Consider the following 18,185-nt stretch of genomic DNA (forward strand, 5'->3'; position numbering starts at 1 on the left):
GTTGCTAAATAATTTCATCAAACTTTATAATACCAACATTAAAATCTTCTAAATGTGATAATTTCTTTGAGTTCTCTTGAACTTCAAATTGACAACATTCTTCAACTTTGTCATACACTTCTTGACCTGGTTTATACAATATTAGATTTAAATAATACTGCCCTTTATTAAAAATTTCACTTGAAAATTTCACCATGAACTCTTTCTCATCCGAACTAATAACTTTATCTAGTGCACCAACTGCGACATTATCATAATTAAAAACCCTTAGTAATAAGTGTAAACTATCATCCAGAACCTTCTTATTAACAGTTACTTTAACTATAAGCAACTTTTGTCCTGAATGATCTGTAAAATCTAAATGAACTCGTTTGATATAATTTACTTCTTCCGAAAATGAACCCTCCGCATTAAATTCATGGGTATTATGCTGATTGCCGATAGACATGTATTTATTTAATACATCTCCTATCTTGCTAGACATCTCCACATTGCCATTATGGAGTAAAATCCCCTTGGTGCAAAGATGCCTGATAGAAGAAAGGTTATGACTAACAAACAAAACAGTCCTCCCCTCATTCTTGCTAACCTCATCCATTTTACCGAGACACTTTTTCTGAAATTCAGCATCCCCTACAGCTAAAACCTCGTCTACAATCAAAATTTCTGGTTCCAAATGAGCTGCCACACTAAAAGCAAGACGGACTTTCATGCCTGAGCTATAGTGCTTTACAGGTGTATCTATAAACTTCTCCACACCACTAAAGGCCACAATCTCATCGAACTTGGCTTTAATCTCAGCCCTTTTCATTCCTAATATGGTACCATTAAGATAAATATTTTCTCTACCACTAAGCTCCATATGGAAGCCTGTACCAACTTCGAGTAGAGAAGACACTCGACCATTAATTTCAAACCTACCAGTTGTGGGTTCGGTAATCCTGCTGAGAATTTTCAAAAGAGTACTTTTACCGGCACCGTTTCGACCTATGATACCTACAGCTTCACCTTTTTTTATCTCAAAATCTATATCTCTCAGTGCCCAAAAATCTTCTTTGGAACTATTGCCTTTACCAAATAAGCTTGACAACTTAGTTCCAAAAGCACTTCTGAAATCGCCTTCTTTTTTATGGCCAATTTCATATTTCTTTCCGAGCCCTTCGACTTTTATTGCTATATCTCCCATATTAAACCACATCAGCCATTATCCGCTCTACCTTCTTAAAGTAAAAGAGCGATGATATAAACAAAATAATTATTATTGAAAAAGAAATCAAGCTATATACTGATGGGGCTTGTTGTCCAAGCAAAGTCCACCTGAACCCTTCAATGACACCTACCATAGGATTAAGATAGTACAATATGCTAGCCCAATCAGGAAGATTATTTATTACTAGGGAGGAGGGATATCCTACTGGAGTAGCATATAACCCAAACTGCACAAGAAATGGGACCACATGCTTAAAGTCACGATAACGAATGGTTAATGCACTCATCCAAATACCAACTGCCAAAGCTGATATTATGGTCATTATTAAAAATAAAGGAAAATAAACGATATTAATTGAAGGGGTGAACCCATATACCATCATTAATACAATCACCAAAAATAACCCAATGCAAAAGTCCACCAGCCCTACTACTGCTTTAGATAAAGGGATTACCAGGCGAGGGAAATATATTTTCTTAACCATCTCCTGAGCAGAAATGATGGAATCTCCCGCTTGTGCTAGTACAAAAGCAAAATAACTCCAGGCGGCCATTCCTGAAATAGCAAAAAGAGCATAGGGCACACTGCCCGTATCTACTTTAATCGCCTTCCCAAATACCAAGATAAATATTAGTAGAGTTGCTAATGGCTGAATAACAACCCAGATAAGACCCAGAGCTGTCTGAGCATATCTCACCCTCAGATCTCTGTAAGCTAGTATTAAAAATAAGTCTTTATATTGAAATAATTCTTTAAGATTTAGGCGTAAACCTTTTTTATTTGCATCAACGATTAACTTATGCATTCTAAATCAATTCTTTTTATAACTCCCTACCCTCAAGGACAAGCCCCAAGCCAACGCTTCCGCTTTGAACAGTATCTCCCAATCCTAAAAAAGAATAATCATCAGTTTAAGATCTCCCCATTTTTGACTAAAAAGGCCTGGGATACACTCTACAAAGATGGTAAAATCATTTCCAAGTTGTATTATTTTTTTCAAGGTTTTGTAACCCGTTTGATTGATATTGTTCGGACACCTTATTATGACTTCATTTTTATACACAGAGAAGCAACACCTGTAGGGCCCCCATTTTTTGAATGGATAATCTCAAAAATATTAAGAAAAAAAATAATCTACGATTTTGATGATGCTATATGGCTTGAGGATCCAGATGAAAAAGGCTCAATCAAAAGCATGGTGAAATGGAAAAGTAAAGTAAGTTCCATTTGTAGATGGAGTTATAAGGTAAGTACCGGTAATGAGTATTTGGCAAAATATGCCGCTAATTTTTGCACAAACGTCATTATTAATCCCACTACAATTGACACCGAACACTTACATAATCCAGATATAACAGTGAACCCTAAAAACGATGAAAATTTAGTTATAGGCTGGACTGGAACACATAGCACTTTACAATACCTGAATCCGTTGGTTCCGATTATAGCTGAGTTAGAAGAAATTTTTGACTTTAACTTTATTATTATTTCAAATAAAGCTCCTTCGTTCAAGCTTAAATCACTAAAATTTATTCCATGGAACAAAAACACTGAAATTAAAGACCTACAACGTTTCGATATTGGAGTCATGCCCTTAACAAATGATTTATGGTCACAAGGAAAATGCGGATTTAAAGCTCTTCAATACATGGCCTTGGGTATACCTGCCATAGCATCGCCAGTTGGAGTAAACTCCCTAATTATAGATGACAATGAAAATGGATTTCTTTGCCATACCAGGGAAGAATGGAAGAAAAATATAGAGACACTAATTATCAATAAGGATAAAAGAAAGTTATTTGGCAGATCAGCTAGGAAAAAAGTTGAGAATTTTTATTCAGTATCTTCCAATTCAGACAACTTCCTATCCTTATTCTCTTTGGAGTAATAATATAGTATGATCATACCGACGATGTAGAAAGGCATAAGTGGAATCTTGTATCGTGCTAATGTTCCAAAATTGGAGGTCGAGATACCTACTGCAAATGCAAAAATTAATGAGAAAAGAATACAAAAAAGAACTTCAGGTTTCATTAGAAATTTGAAAAAATTTGCAACTCCAAATTTCCAAAGCATCCATAATGTTAACCCAAGCATAAACAAAGACTCTAGCGACGATAATAACATCAAGGGATTTCTTACCTCCCAAAGATACGGCCTGAATAATGATACGTTAATGGCTTCAGGAGCAAGTCTGATCATACTTCCGACTGTCCCATCCAAGTCTCCCAATGTATATCCAGAGTTATCTCCCATTCTTGCCCCCCAACCATAGCGAATGTCATATGCAGTCATTTGAGCGGTAGTCGCAATATTATCAAGAGCATATTTTGAATTTTGTTCACCTACTTGGTTAATGGCTAAATATCCAATTGCAATTGCGGCCCCCAACATAAGAGGTGTTACAAAAAACTTCGTAATAGGAGACTTTATCTTTCCTATATTATTAACAAAAAACCACAAAATTAATGCTGGTAAAAAAGAGAGAAGTATATAAACCTTAATATTAAGTATAAGCCAGCCACTCAAAATTAAAATTATGAAATTGAGCACATTGAGATTCTTTCGAAATAAAAGTTGATAGAAGGAATAAGTTAACCACCCCAGCGCCCCCATAGTCACCGTATCCTTCAAGATACCTGAACCCCAAAAAAACACTGAAGGCATAAAAAAGATAGCTAAAGCTAACCACTTATGCACAGATGGATACAGCGAGTAGAACACTAAAAATAAAGCCCACATTCCTGTGAAAGAAAATGCTGCAAACAGGACAGCTGTAGCACTGTAGGTGGAAAAGGTTAGTATATCAAGGAGCGTCACTATCTTGATCAAGAAATAAGAATGCTCATCTCTATAATACCATATATTTTTAGCGTAATCGTAGACACCTTCATAATCTCCATTGGCCATTAACATCTTAAGGCCTTTAGATATATCATCATTAAAAGCTAGCCAAATCCAGCGGCTTCCGTGGGTGTGGTATGCAAAGGTGTCTCCTCCACCATAGTAAAACTGATAAACCAGACCTACACAGATGGCACCAATTATTTTAACAGTAAGGGCGGGAATAAAATATTTTGAAGTGATTTCGTCAGACACATAAGGCCTTGCTATGTACGCGATTACATACACAATTAGCAAGACTATAGGTGTTACTACAAAATCTTTTAACTCCATTGGTTTATTTAAAAATCACGAAGCTTTTCACGGGCACTTTTATGCACGCTATCACCTCTCTTGGCCTGCTTCTTCACTAGCTTGTAATATCGCTTGGATTCGCGATCATTTCCTTCCTCCTTATAGATATCTCCCAGGGCAAGTAAAGAGTAATGATAATATCCAGTGTCTGTAGCTTTTATTTCTTCTGAGTAGGTCTTCGCTTTCAAGTAATAGTATTTTGCCTTTTCATTATTTTTTTGCGATTCGTAAATCTGCCCAAGAAAAAAGGCTGCATATCTTCCACTAGTTCCCTCATAACCTATCATGCCATCATCAATTCTTTTAATAATGTCTTCGGCTACAGGTCTTGCTGCATGAAACTTACCGGATGAATATAACAGCCTGGCGTAATAACGGTGGAAATAAGGATTATCCGGATAGGTAGTATGCAGATATTCTCCTATCTGCAACGCGCGAGGTTTATTGTTTTCGTAACTATTTAGTATCCTCATTAAGAATACCATGGCCTCAATTCTGGTGTAGAAGGCATTATAAGAAACCTCAGTCAATTGCTGAATGCCTAACTTTTTATCTCCTTTAGGAAAGAATGCTATAATTGGCTTTAACAGCGGATAATTTTCCGGCACCCACACTGAGAAGTAATTATAAAGGGCTTTTCCAAACAATAGCTCAGGACTTAGATCAGAGTCATCTTCTATTTCCTGCATATAGTTTAGGGCATTTTTACCCACAAAAGCAGATTTAGTCCATTTACCACGCTCTTCTGTAGAATATAGCCTCCCCTCAAAACCGTAGGCTGCTGCCAAAAAGAAGGTGGCCTCCACTTTGTGCTTGGGTTTCTCATAGAGATTTTCTGAAATAAGAATTACAGAGTCCATATAGGCCAGAAATTTCTCATCATGACTGGTGTTGTTCATGTCAGGCATGATTTTCCACCATTCGCTAAGTCCCAATAAAAAGTATGGTAGCGGATGCCATTTATATTTTTGTTTCAGCCATCGAAACTGCTGTTCTGCCTTATCAAATTTAAAATTATACAGATCATTCATGGCCTGGTTTATCTCAATTTGCAATTGCATATCCGAGATAAGAATAACCTGCTTGTCATCCTCCGCCTCTTCCTGAGCCAATGAAAGTGTAATAGATAAAAATAGAAATGTTAGTGTTAAAAACGACCTCATAATTAGTGACATAAAGATATATCTTTATTTTTTCTTTGCATTAGGATATTCATAATCCTTGACATAAACGGTTAAAAGGTCTGGTCTAGTTCTTAACGGTGAAAATTTTATTTTCTTGTTTAGTATCTTTCCGGCATGAAAGCCACTGCTGAATCTGAAAGCTCATTTTTTGATATCCCTAAATGGAGGGCGTTTTTCTTAATTACTCTGGTCACCATCTTTATGCTTATAGCCAAAAAGGTGTTTTTGGAAAATGATACAGCAGCCTTTGAAATTTTGGAGAGCAGAGGTCAAATGGGCGTTTTTCACACATTAAATACGCTTCAGTATGTTTCTGTTCCGCTCATTTACCTGATCAAATTCACAGTAATAGCATTTATACTTTGGGTGGGCTGCTTCATGTTTGGCTACAAAGTAACTTTCGGACAGGTTTGGCAGGTTGTGGTAATCTCTGAGTTCATATTTTTTATACCTGAAACCATAAAGCTCCTATGGCTACTACTCGTAGAATCCGACCCTGACCTTCATCAAATCAAAGCTTTCTATCCTCTTTCCCTAATAAACCTCACTGATACTGATGAACTTGCTGGCAAATGGTTTTACCCATTAAAGGCCTTAAACGTATTTGAAGTTATATATTGGTTCCTACTTGCTGCCGGTATTCATCATATGGCAAACAAAAGAAAAGAGATAGCTTATGCCATAGTTTTCTCTTCTTATGTTCTAATGTTTATCCTTTGGCTGGGCTTTTTTGCCGTGGTTTACAAATAGTGAATAAGCGAAATTCTCTAAAGGTTAAAATTTCTTAAAAAGAGACTAATCCTTCATGAATATGGTTAATTACACATAGTTCGTTATTTTCGCTTTCTAATTTATAATTTAACATCCTAATGGAATTTAAAAGAGTCAATAATATTGCTGGCTGGATTGTGTTTGCCATAGCAACTATTGTGTATTTATTAACCCTGGAGCGAACTGGAAGCTTTTGGGACTGTGGCGAATTCATTGCAGTATCATATAAGTTAATGGTTCCTCACCCTCCTGGTGCTCCTCTTTTCTTATTAATCGGTAGAATATTTTCTTTTTTATCTTTTGGAGATGGCACCGAAGTAGCATACTGGATAAACGTTTCCAGTGCTCTTAGCAGTAGCTTTACCATTCTTTTCCTTTTCTGGACTATCTCTATGTTTTCTAGAAAAATGTTAAAGATTAACATAAATGACAAGCTGAATGCTGAGCAAACCTGGTTGATCATTGGTGCCAGTGCAGTAGGATCGTTGGCTTATACATTTTCAGATTCATTCTGGTTTTCCGCTGTAGAAGCTGAGGTTTATGCCATGTCTTCATTCTTTACCGCCTTTGTATTCTGGGCCATTTTAAAATGGGATTTAATAGAAGACGAAAGCAAAGCTAACAGGTGGCTCATTCTTATTGCCTATATGATGGGCCTTTCCATTGGAGTCCACCTTCTGAACTTAGTAACAATTCCTGCTTTAGGACTTATATATTATTTCAAAAAGTACAAACCTACACAGTGGGGCCTTGTACTAACCATGATTATAAGTGGTTTCCTTGTAATTTTAGTGAATAACCTCATTATTCCAGGGCTGCCTAGCTTAGCAGGATCATTTGAGATTTTCTTCGTGAATAGCCTTGGTCTACCTTTTGGTTCTGGAGCTATTTTCGTGGGAGGCTTACTTATTGCTGGATTAATTTTGGGTATTCAATACTCATTAAAACATGAGAAAGCAATACTAAACACTGCTTTATTAGGACTTACTTTTATACTCATAGGTTACTCATCTTATGCCATTATCGTTATCAGGTCTAATTACGATACACCTATTGATGAGAACAATCCTGAGGACGTTATCTCTTTCGTAAAATACTTAAAACGTGAGCAATACGGCAGTAGACCTCTACTTTATGGTCAATATTATACTGCTCAGCCTACGGGAATTGAAGATGGACCCGCACAGTATGTCAAAGGTGAAGATAAATACGAAGAGACTGACAAGAAGCAATCGTATACTTATGATGCCGCTGATAAGACTTTATTCCCTAGAATGTACAGTGCCGACCCCAGGCACATACAGAGGTACCGCGAAGTAGCCAACATCCCTGAAGGGCAAAAACCTACTTTTGGAGACAATGTTGAGTTCATGGTAAAACATCAGCTAGGGTGGATGTACATGAGATATTTCATGTGGAATTTTGCAGGTAGAGAAAGTGATATTCAAGATGCAGACTGGATGAAACCAAGTGATTGGTTTCAGGATGTTCCGCAAGAAATAGCCGAGAACGAAGGTAGAAACAACTTCTTTATGATTCCTCTTATTTTAGGAATCATTGGCCTTGTTTTCCATTTACAAAAGGATAAAAAGAACTTTGCCGTGGTGGCCATGCTATTCTTCCTTACGGGAATTGCACTTATATTATATCTAAACTCGCCACCGATAGAGCCTCGTGAAAGGGACTACATCTATGTGGGTTCATATTATGCCTTTGCAATTTGGATTGGATTCTCCGTGTTGGCCATAGCCGAACTGTTAAAGAAAATTACCGGAGCAAAATTGGCAGCCATCATTTCAACAGTATTATGTCTTTCTGCTCCAGCCATTATGGCTCAGCAAGGCTGGGATGATCACAATAGAGATAATCGTTTCTTCTCTGTAGACTCAGCTAAGAACTTCTTGGCCTCTACAGCAGAAAACGCCATATTATATACCGGTGGAGACAATGATACTTTCCCTCTTTGGTATGCTCAGGAAGTAGAAGGCTACAGAACTGACGTAAGAGTAGTGGTACTTAGTTACTACAACACTGACTGGTACATCTGGCAGACCATGAGACCAGTTTATGAATCTGAGGCATTCCCTTATACACTTACCATTGAGAACTATAAGCAAGATGGCCTGAATGACTATTTACCATATCAGGATCTTGGTCTGAAAGTAATTGATCTAAAGCAATATCTGCAACTGATCAAAAACAATGATAAGCGACTAAGAACTAAATATGCTTCTGCTAACGTATTGCCAAGCAAAACTTTCTCTTTAAATGTAGATAAAGAAAAAGTAAGACAGCTAGGCATTGTTCCTAAAGGTATGGATAGTCTGGTAGTAGATAAAATGGTATTTAGCCTGAAAAAAGGTAAATCAGCCATCATGAAAAATGACCTGGCCCTACTTGATGTTATCGCTACATCTAACTGGGAAAGACCTATTTATCTGAATAACACATCAATGCAGCAAATAAGCATTGACTTAAGTCAGTATGCTATTCAGGAAGGTAACGCCTACCGTATATTACCAGTGAAGAATCCTAATCCAAGAATGGATTTTGTAGACACTGAAATAATGTACGATAATTTGGTGAACAACTTCCAGTACAGAGAACTTGACAATCCGGATGTATATTATACTCAAGATTATAGAAACTTTGTACTCAACCATCGTACAAGCTTTAACACATTAGCTACGGCATTAATTAACGAAGGCAAAACTGAAAAAGCTAGAAAAGCTATCTTGTTCAGCTTGGAAACTATGCCGGATAAAGCGGTTCCTTATGATTATACTGCTACACGTACAGTCGCTTTATTATTCGAAATAGGAGAAAAAGATAAGGCTTTGGAAATAGCAAAAACTATTGGTGACCGCTCTGTGGAAATGATCCAATACCTGACTCAGGAAGATATAGAGTTAGGCATGGAGCTTCAGCGTAATCTTTTAGTACTTGGTGAACTACAAAGAACATTAAACGAGTACGGTGAAGATGAACTAGCTCAGAAATATGAAGAAGTTTACAGCCAGATTGTAAGCGGTCTTCAGCTGAACAGAAGAAATATGTAGGCCACAGCCTACACCAACAAAAAAGGCGAGCAATGCTCGCCTTTTTTGTTTTAATACCTTTTTAAAATTACTTTTCCATAATGCAGAAAAGATCTAAAGATTCATCTGCATTGTCTGATAGAATATAATCTGTATGATGAATTTGGTTCACCAAACTATCATTACTGGTCTTCAGCTTATTTCTATTCACCCTATTCAAAATATCATAAGGAATTCTCAATAGAGGCGCTGGTAATCTGTACTGGAGATTCAAAACATCAAAACGAGTGATTTTCTGTACACTCTTTTTGTTCATCTCATAATACTCCATCACCTTTTCATTTCCAGCTACACCTTTCATATCTACTTTAGAGAATATACTTTTAGCCAAAGCTTCTAATTCACCAGCTTTATACTCCCTGATATGCCATGGATTTCTGGTAAGTGTTTTCTTAATATTGGGTGTGGTAATTAGGGCCTTTCCACCAGGCTTCAACACTCGTCTAATTTCTTCCAGGTATAACCTGTCATTCTTAATGTGCTCTATCACCTGAAAGCTGATGATAACATCAAATGAATTATCTTCAATTTTATTTAAAGGAGGAATATTATCCTGAATGAACTTCACGTCAGGGTACTCAGCGGTAAGCTGATCTATCACTTCCTTTATTTTATCTATAGCAGTATAGCTATCACATTTATCTTTTAATAAGGTTATTCCTCTTCCTTCACCGCAGCCAATTTCAAACAAATCACCTTTTACATAGTCTTCAGCTAAATAATATGCCTTTAATAATCGTTGATGAATAGGATTATCTGATGCTATTTTGTCTGAAGCTATTTCCGTTGTATAAACACTCATGTCATGAAAATTTACAACAAAGTAAACGAATTATAAACAAATACCTTTTACCCTGTTTTTATTTTAAACGGCAAAACATGTATATTCCCTGCCGCATCTATTAACCTAACCGTTTCCGATAGACATAAATTATGCGCTCACTCATATTCATTTTCACATTCTTACTGGTCTCCACTTATTTATTTGCTCAGAATACTATCCGTGATATTAATTTCTCATATAGGTATACCCCAAATTACGAGATAGAAGTCACCCAAAAGGCATATAAGAAGCCTGACTTTGTGCAACTAGACTTGAAATTGCTGATTAACAAAGCGGGAGCGACTAAAGATGACTACACTTTCTCTTACTACACTACCACCTCAGTGCAGGCAGAGTTTAAAGCCGTTCCCCTGATACATGTAGACACAATCAACCATGTTGAGATAAAAGGAGGTCATATGCTCCACCTCAGCTTCCCAAAAGAAATAGATGGAGAGATTATAGTCACTGAAATCTTAAGCAGAATAAGTGGCAAGAGTTATTTCTACTATTCCAGACCTGCAGCTGATGTTAGTTATAGTAATTTATTGGCCAATAATTCTCTTAACGATTGGCTAGCCAATGGCATTTATAACATCTCCGCTTCTAATACATTGTATGCATATTATTATGATCAGGACTTTCCGATAGCGCGGCCTCCTATGCCAGTAAGCACTGACACTCCTGAAATGACCATGACCTATAAGTCTGTAGACAAAATAGATACTAATCAACTAGTTTTAGGAGAAAAAGGCCTTTATCTAATTCAAAAAGATACCACATCCTCTACCGGTCTTAGTTTTAGAGTTGAAGACAAATACTATCCCAAGTTAGTAAGGCTGGAAGATTTGATTACTCCACTTCGGTATATCACCACTAAAGAGGAATATGAAAGCTTATCAAGAGTGGATGGAGATAAGAAGAAGTTCGATGCATTTTGGCTTAGGCTTACTAATTCAAAAGACCGGGCTAAATTAATTATTAAGAAATTCTATGATCGCGTGGAAAGTGCTAATTACTTCTTTACCAGCTATAAAGAAGGGTGGAAAACAGATATGGGCATGATCTACATTATTTACGGGGCTCCGGATGCGGTAGAAGTGGCTGATGACGGTGAAACATGGATTTACAACGCTAGTCCGCAGCTTCCTAAACTGGAGTATAAGTTCCTAAATGCAGATAATATATTCTCTGATAAAAATTTTGTTCTAATTAGAGAGAAAAAACATGCGGCAAATTGGTACAGAGCCATAGATTTGTGGAGAAAAGGAAGATTTTAGAATAATGGAGAATCAAAAGGAATATATTTTCGGCACCAGAGCAGTTATAGAAAGCATTCAAGCTGGTAAAGAAATTGACAAATTAATGGTACAAAAAGGCCTATCTAATGAGCTCACTAAAGAGCTTATAACTGTGGCCCGTGCTCATAATATTCCTATCTCTCAAGTGCCTCTGGAAAAACTAAATAGAATTACCAGAAAAAATCACCAGGGAACCATTGCCTTCATTTCTGCAGTAAGATATGCCTCGTTGGACAATGTTATCACAGAAGTATATCAGAACGGCAAGGAGCCATTCTTCCTCATTTTAGATAGAGTGACTGACGTAAGAAATTTTGGAGCAATAGCCCGTACTGCAGAGTGTTCAGGAGTCGACGCTATCATCATACCTAGCAAAGGTAGCGCTGCTATTAATAATGATGCCATGAAAACTTCAGCCGGAGCACTGAACTACATTCCAGTGTGTAGGGAAGATAACTTAAAAAACACAATCTCCTATCTGCAGCAAAACGGCATACAGATCGTGGCCTGTACTGAAAAGACAGACCACCACATTTATGATGTTGATTTCAATCAACCCATAGCTATACTCCTAGGATCTGAAGAAAATGGAGTTTCACCAGAGTATTTAAAGCTGTGCGATTTTAAAGGAAAAATACCAATGAGCGGAAAAATCGAATCATTAAATGTTTCAGTATCAGCCGGTATAGCTATTTATGAGGCAGTAAGACAAAAAAGCAAGAGCTGAAATTATAAAAATTCAGCTCCTTTTTGATCTTTTACATCGGCCACAAAATCTCTAAACTTAGCTTCTAAATCTTTTTTACAAATTAGAAGCACATTGTCGCACTCCGCTACTAAGTAGCCGTCTAGACCATGCGCAATGATTAATTTATCTTTAGGCCCTTTTACAATACTGTCTGTGGTTTCATAAAGCAGTGCATTAGCTTGTACCACATTATTATCTCCTTGTTTATCAGACAATTCGTGTAGTGAGTTCCATGAACCAAGGTCTGACCAGCCAAACTCACCTAGTACTACATATACATTCTCAGCCTTCTCCATAATGCCATAGTCAATAGAAATGCTACCGCACTGGGCGTATGTGGTCTGAAGTACCTGATTTTCTTTTTCGGTATAGAAAACGTCATTCATTTCCTCAAAAACCTCGGCCATTTCGGGCAGACTCTTTTCAAACGCTGCTTTAATGGCTTTTACACTCCATACGAAAATCCCCGAATTCCATACGAAATCACCGCTTTCTATAAACTTCTCCGCGAGTGATCTCTCTGGCTTCTCAGTGAAAGTTTTCACCTTTTTTACTTCATCTGCAGATTGATGATACTGTATGTATCCAAAACCAGTTTCTGGCCTGTTAGGCTTTAGACCAATGGTAATGAGCTTATCCTGAGCAGAAGCCGCCTCCATGGCCACATTAATTACAGAGCGAAAGGCATCTTCATTAAATATTACATGGTCGGCTGGAGCTACCGTGATAACGGCGTTCGGGTCTTTCTGAGCAATTTTATAAGAAGCATATGCCACACAGGGAGCTGTGTTACGTCTCATCGGTTCTCTCAAAACCTGATCATCACCCAACTCAGGCAGCTGTAATTTTACTTGCTCAGCGTAAGTTTCATTGGTAACAATATATATTTTCTCTTTTTCTATTAAGGGCAGAAAGCGATCGTAAGTCATCTGTAATAATGACCTCCCTGTACCCAAAATATCTAAAAACTGTTTTGGGCGATTGTTACGGCTATATGGCCAAAAGCGGCTACCAATTCCGCCCGCCATGATTACCAAGTACTTACTTTCCATGAATGATGATAATATTTTTATTAATTAAATAATTCCTTCTCGTAGCAGGTCATGAAGGTGCACAAAGCCCTCCACCTTTTTTTTGTCTAATATAACAATTTGACTAATACTATTTTGCTGCATAATGTTCAAAGCTTTCACAGCAAATTCACCTTTTTCCATAGTTTTCACCCCAGTGGACATAATATTTTTAGCCACATCATTCATTAAATCAGTACCTCTTTCTATGGCTCTTCTAAGATCTCCGTCAGTAATTATTCCCAACAATTCCCTCTCATCATTCACTACGGCCGTAGCACCCAACCTTTTAGAAGACATCTCCATGATCACATCCTTTACCGTGGTATCACTTTTCACCAATGGCAATTCATTATGGCTGTAAATATCATCTACTTTGAGATATAATTTTTTTCCCAGTGCCCCGCCAGGATGGTATTTAGCAAAATCATTACTTGAGAAATTTCTCAGCTCTAAAAGGCAAACTGCCAGGGCATCGCCCATTGCAAGGTGAGCCGTAGTGCTGGTAGTTGGCGCCAGATTATTAGGGCACGCCTCCTCTCCTATGGTGGCGTTCAGTACATAATCACTCTGCTGTGCCAGATAAGAATCTACATTACTCACTAAACCTACCAGTTTTGCGCCGGTTCGCTTTATCAATGGTACTAGCACCTTAATCTCTGGCGTATTTCCGCTTTTAGAAAGACATATTACCAGATCGTCTTTTTGGATCATACCTAAATCGCCATGAATAGCGTCAGCAGCATGCATGAATAAAGCTGGTGTGCCTGTAGAATTGAAAGTAGCAACCATTTTATTGGCTATAATGGCACTTTTACCTACCCCGGTCACTACTACCCTACCGCTTAAATCAAATATCTCCCGTACACATTGTTCAAAATCATTATCGATAAAGTCCAATAATTTTTTTATAGCGTCAGCTTCATTTAGAAGTACCTTTTTCGCTATTTTTTGAATATTTTTTGTTACCTTCAATCTCCTTTTGTATTAGTGGTGTTGGAAAACGCTTCAAAGATAAAAAAATCATGAATAAATGCCCATGTGGGTTTCTATACTGAGTTAAATCGGATATAGGATTAAAGTGCTTGTTAATAATTTAAAATACTGATGATTTAATTAACTCTTATCAAAAGATTATGACGCTGGTTGAAGAGAAGGAAATTTTAAGGAGTAAGCTGAAAGAGATTTTTGGCTACAACCAATTTAGGGGGAATCAGGAGGCGATTATTGAGAACATACTTAAGGGAAAGAACACGTTCGTAATCATGCCTACCGGTGCTGGTAAATCATTATGTTATCAGTTACCTGCACTTATCACAGATGGGCTGGCAATAGTAATATCTCCTCTCATTGCATTAATGAAAAATCAGGTAGATCAGCTAAATGCATTTGGCATCAACGCTCAGTTCCTGAACTCTACACTTTCTAAAGGTGAAATTAACCGAGTAAAAAGAGAATGTCTGGACGGATCTATTAAATTATTATACGTTGCTCCTGAGTCACTTACAAAAGAAGATAACATTGCCTTCCTTCAGAAAGCTAACGTTTCTTTTGTAGCCGTAGATGAGGCTCACTGTATTTCAGAGTGGGGTCATGACTTCAGACCTGAGTACCGAAGAATTAAAGAAATTATCGGATTATTAGGCAACTTGCCTATCATAGCACTTACGGCTACGGCCACTCCTAAGGTGCAAATGGATATTCAGAAAAACCTGCAGATGGAAAATGCAGATGTTTTCAAATCTTCATTTAACAGAACTAACCTTTACTACGAAGTTCGCCCTAAAAAACATGCTAAGAAGCAATTGATTCAGTTCCTTCAATCTCATAAAGGCAAGAGTGGAATTATATATTGCCTCAGCAGAAAGAAGGTAGCAGAGATCGCAGAACTTCTAAATGTAAATGGATTTAAAGCTGCTCCATACCATGCCGGTTTAGAGCCCGCTGTAAGAGAAAAAAACCAGGATGACTTCCTAAATGAGAACGTCGACATAGTTGTAGCTACCATTGCATTCGGTATGGGAATCGATAAACCGGATGTAAGATTTGTAGTTCATTATGATGTTCCTAAGTCATTAGAAGGGTATTACCAGGAGACTGGTCGTTCAGGTCGTGATGGACTTGAGGGTCAATGTCTCATGTTCTATAGTCATAACGACATTAATAAGCTGGAGAAATTCAATAAAGACAAACCTGTGCAAGAGCGTGAAAACGCCAGAATACTTCTACAGGAAATGTCTTACTACGCCGAATCTCCGGTATGTAGAAGACGCCAGCTACTGCACTACTTCGGTGAAGAATTTGAAGTAGAAAATTGCGAAGGCTGTGATAACTGTCTTACTCCTAAAGAAAGATATGAAGCACAGGATTTTGCTCAAATCGCTATTGAAGCGGCCATGGCCACTGAAGAAAGGTTTGGACTAAACCACCTGGTAGATGTAATCAGGGGTGTAGCTAACCAATATGTAAACTCATATAATCACGATCAACTAGAAGTATTCGGAAAAGGGAACCAGGAGACTCAGGATTTCTGGAAATCTGTAGTTCGCCAATCTCTGATCTATGAATTACTTCAAAAGGATGTGGATAACATCGGAGTACTTAAGGTATCAGACAAAGGTCGTGAGTTTTTAAAGCAGCCACAATCTATATTCTTTGCCAAAGATCATGAGTATCTTGATGCAGGAGGTGAAGAAGAAGAAAGCGAGAAAGTAACTCCAATGGCTGCCAATGCGCATGACCAGAAGTTATTTGATATACTCAAGGCCTTAAGAAAAAAGAATAGCACAGGAGAAAGAACTTCCTCCTTATGTTATTTTCCAGGACCCTTCTCTGGAAGAAATGGCCACTACCTACCCTACTAACGAAGCTGAACTAGCTCAAGTAAATGGAGTAGGAATGGGTAAGGTTCAAAAATTCGGAAAAGAATTTCTTAAGACTATCAATAAGTATGTTGATGATAATGATATAGTTACGGCATCTCAGGTAGTAGTAAAATCTTCAGTGAATAAATCTAAAATGAAGATTTTCATCATCCAGCAGATTGATCGTAAAATTGATTTAGATGAAATAGCTGAAACTAAAGGCATCACTTTCGATCAGTTATTAGATGAGATAGAACACATTTGTTATTCAGGTACTAAGCTAAATCTTGATTATTATATAGATGAAATTTTAGACGAAGAAAGACAGGAAGATCTATACGACTATTTCCTAAATGCTGAAACTGACAGCATTGAAGACGCTTTGTCTGATGAAGATAATGAAGAATATTCTGAAGAAGAATTGAGATTAATGAGAATTAAGTTTCTCTCAGAATATGCTAATTAACCCTAAATAACCCCTAATGAAAGGCCGCTTAACAGCGGCCTTTTGCATTTATATGCATTTCATATTCCAAACCTTACTTTAGGCCTAAATAATTTCATAATTTTGGCGCTACATTAAACCCATTTAGAATGAACATACTAATTCTTGGTAGCGGTGGAAGAGAATATACACTAGCTTGGAAAATAGCTCAAAGTGTAGACTGTGATAATCTGTTTGTGGCTCCTGGCAATGCAGGTACAGGACAAATAGCCAAAAACGTAGATATAAATGTAAATGATTTTGATGCTATTGCCTCTTTGGTAATAGATGAAAATATAGAGCTGGTTGTAGTAGGCCCTGAAGACCCATTAGTAAATGGTATCAGAAACTATTTTCAACAACATGAGCAACTCAAAAATATATCCTTCATTGGCCCTGATAAAACAGGAGCTCAACTAGAAGGGAGTAAAGATTTCTCTAAAGCTTTCATGGAAAAGCATAATGTGCCGACAGCAAAATCTAAAACTTTTACTGTAGAGACATTACCTGAAGGCCTGGCCTATCTGGATACTTGCAGCATGCCAATAGTTTTAAAGGCGGATGGCCTGGCTGCAGGAAAAGGAGTGCTTATTTGCCAAAGCCTACAAGAGGCTAAAGACTCACTAACCACCATGCTGGCCGACAAGCAATTTGGAGCGGCGAGTGAGAAAGTACTTATAGAAGAGTATTTAGATGGTATAGAACTTTCTGTGTTTGTACTTACTGACGGTGAAAATTATGTTCTTCTACCTGAAGCTAAAGATTATAAAAGAATTGGTGAAAACGACACTGGCCTTAATACAGGTGGAATGGGAGCTGTATCACCAGTGAGCTTTGCTGATGATGCATTTCTTCAGAAAGTAAAATCTAAGGTGATTAATACTACAGTTGCTGGACTTAAAAAAGAAGGAATAGACTATAAAGGTTTCATCTTTATCGGCCTGATGAATGTAGACGGTGAACCTTATGTTATTGAATATAATGTAAGAATGGGTGATCCTGAAACTCAAGTAGTGTTCCCTAGAATTAAAAATGACATAGTTGACCTGTTTACAGCGGCAGCAGAAGGCAACCTCAAAAATTATAAGCTGGAGATTGCTGATGAGTATGCTACCACAGTAGTTTTAGTGGCAGGTGGATATCCTGGCAGCTATGCAAAAGGTAATGAAATAACCGGATTGGCTGACACTAATGATGCTTTGGTGATTCATGCTGGCACTAAGCAAGATGACTATAAAGTGCTTACTAACGGTGGCCGTGTAATAGCTGTGACCGGTATGGCAAATACCCTTGAGGAAGCCCTAAAAAAATCGTACACTGCTGTAAATCAGATCAAATGGCAGGATATGTACTTCAGAAAAGACATTGGAAAAGATATTTTAGCCCTACGAATAGATTAGTATGCTATATTCTTTATCTTTAATGTGTATGATT

General features: G+C 37.5%; 13 protein-coding genes and 1 pseudogene. 7 read left to right on the forward strand and 7 right to left on the reverse strand.

Going from position 1 to position 18,185, the window contains the following annotated elements:
• Positions 1–4 precede the first annotated feature (4 nt).
• Both LVD16_RS01105 and LVD16_RS01110 read right to left on the reverse strand, forming a co-directional pair.
• On the reverse strand, positions 5–1,186 hold the full coding sequence (locus LVD16_RS01105; RefSeq protein WP_233771739.1) for an ABC transporter ATP-binding protein: 1,182 nt from the start codon (positions 1,184–1,186) through the stop codon (positions 5–7).
• 1 nt (position 1,187) lies between these two features.
• On the reverse strand, positions 1,188–2,015 hold the full coding sequence (locus tag LVD16_RS01110) for an ABC transporter permease (RefSeq protein ID WP_233771740.1): 828 nt from the start codon (positions 2,013–2,015) through the stop codon (positions 1,188–1,190).
• Between LVD16_RS01110 and LVD16_RS01115 the strand changes: the two genes are divergently transcribed.
• A complete protein-coding gene (locus tag LVD16_RS01115) occupies positions 2,010–3,098 on the forward strand; it encodes a glycosyltransferase (RefSeq protein WP_233771741.1) in 1,089 nt (362 codons plus the stop codon). The two genes, LVD16_RS01110 and LVD16_RS01115, sit on opposite strands and share 6 nt — an antisense overlap.
• On the opposite strand, the gene LVD16_RS01120 is transcribed toward LVD16_RS01115, so the two are convergent.
• Positions 3,044–4,387 carry a hypothetical protein gene (locus tag LVD16_RS01120; RefSeq protein ID WP_233771742.1) on the reverse strand — a complete coding sequence of 448 codons (1,344 nt, stop codon included), beginning with the start codon at positions 4,385–4,387 and terminating at the stop codon, positions 3,044–3,046. The genes LVD16_RS01115 and LVD16_RS01120 overlap by 55 nt on opposite strands.
• A gap of 8 nt (positions 4,388–4,395) precedes the next feature.
• Positions 4,396–5,571, reverse strand: a complete 1,176-nt coding sequence (locus LVD16_RS01125) for a tetratricopeptide repeat protein (RefSeq protein WP_233771743.1) — start codon at positions 5,569–5,571, stop codon at positions 4,396–4,398.
• A gap of 135 nt (positions 5,572–5,706) precedes the next feature.
• On the opposite strand from LVD16_RS01125, the gene LVD16_RS01130 reads away from it, so the two are divergent.
• Positions 5,707–6,342 carry a sulfate ABC transporter permease gene (locus LVD16_RS01130; protein ID WP_233771744.1) on the forward strand — a complete coding sequence of 212 codons (636 nt, stop codon included), beginning with the start codon at positions 5,707–5,709 and terminating at the stop codon, positions 6,340–6,342.
• Positions 6,343–6,461: 119 nt separating this feature from the next.
• Positions 6,462–9,422: a glycosyltransferase family 117 protein gene (locus LVD16_RS01135; RefSeq protein ID WP_233771745.1), complete on the forward strand. Its 2,961-nt coding sequence runs from the start codon at positions 6,462–6,464 to the stop codon at positions 9,420–9,422.
• A 67-nt stretch (positions 9,423–9,489) separates the two neighbouring features.
• Here the strand turns inward: LVD16_RS01135 and LVD16_RS01140 are convergent, their stop codons facing one another.
• Complete coding sequence (locus tag LVD16_RS01140) at positions 9,490–10,263, reverse strand: class I SAM-dependent methyltransferase (protein WP_233771746.1); 774 nt, start codon at positions 10,261–10,263, stop codon at positions 9,490–9,492.
• Positions 10,264–10,394: 131 nt separating this feature from the next.
• Here LVD16_RS01140 and LVD16_RS01145 point away from each other — a divergent pair, with 131 nt between their 5' ends.
• Positions 10,395–11,564 (forward strand): GWxTD domain-containing protein, encoded by a 1,170-nt coding sequence (locus LVD16_RS01145; RefSeq protein WP_233771747.1) that lies wholly within the window; start codon positions 10,395–10,397, stop codon positions 11,562–11,564.
• 4 nt (positions 11,565–11,568) lie between these two features.
• The gene (rlmB, locus tag LVD16_RS01150) at positions 11,569–12,312 is read left to right on the forward strand and encodes a 23S rRNA (guanosine(2251)-2'-O)-methyltransferase RlmB (RefSeq protein WP_233771748.1); all 744 of its coding nucleotides are present in this window, start codon (positions 11,569–11,571) and stop codon (positions 12,310–12,312) included.
• A 2-nt stretch (positions 12,313–12,314) separates the two neighbouring features.
• On the opposite strand, the gene LVD16_RS01155 is transcribed toward rlmB, so the two are convergent.
• A complete protein-coding gene (locus LVD16_RS01155; RefSeq protein WP_233771749.1) occupies positions 12,315–13,385 on the reverse strand; it encodes a mannose-1-phosphate guanylyltransferase in 1,071 nt (356 codons plus the stop codon).
• 24 nt (positions 13,386–13,409) lie between these two features.
• Positions 13,410–14,378, reverse strand: a complete 969-nt coding sequence (locus LVD16_RS01160) for a KpsF/GutQ family sugar-phosphate isomerase (protein WP_233771750.1) — start codon at positions 14,376–14,378, stop codon at positions 13,410–13,412.
• A 161-nt stretch (positions 14,379–14,539) separates the two neighbouring features.
• Here LVD16_RS01160 and recQ point away from each other — a divergent pair.
• Positions 14,540–16,733, forward strand: a pseudogene (gene recQ / locus LVD16_RS01165) (DNA helicase RecQ).
• Positions 16,734–16,861: 128 nt separating this feature from the next.
• Positions 16,862–18,151, forward strand: coding sequence for a phosphoribosylamine--glycine ligase (purD, locus tag LVD16_RS01170; RefSeq protein ID WP_233771751.1), 1,290 nt, complete (start codon positions 16,862–16,864; stop codon positions 18,149–18,151).
• Positions 18,152–18,185: the final 34 nt, after the last annotated feature.

The sequence above is a fragment of the Fulvivirga ligni genome (assembly GCF_021389935.1).
GTDB lineage: Bacteria > Bacteroidota > Bacteroidia > Cytophagales > Cyclobacteriaceae > Fulvivirga > Fulvivirga ligni.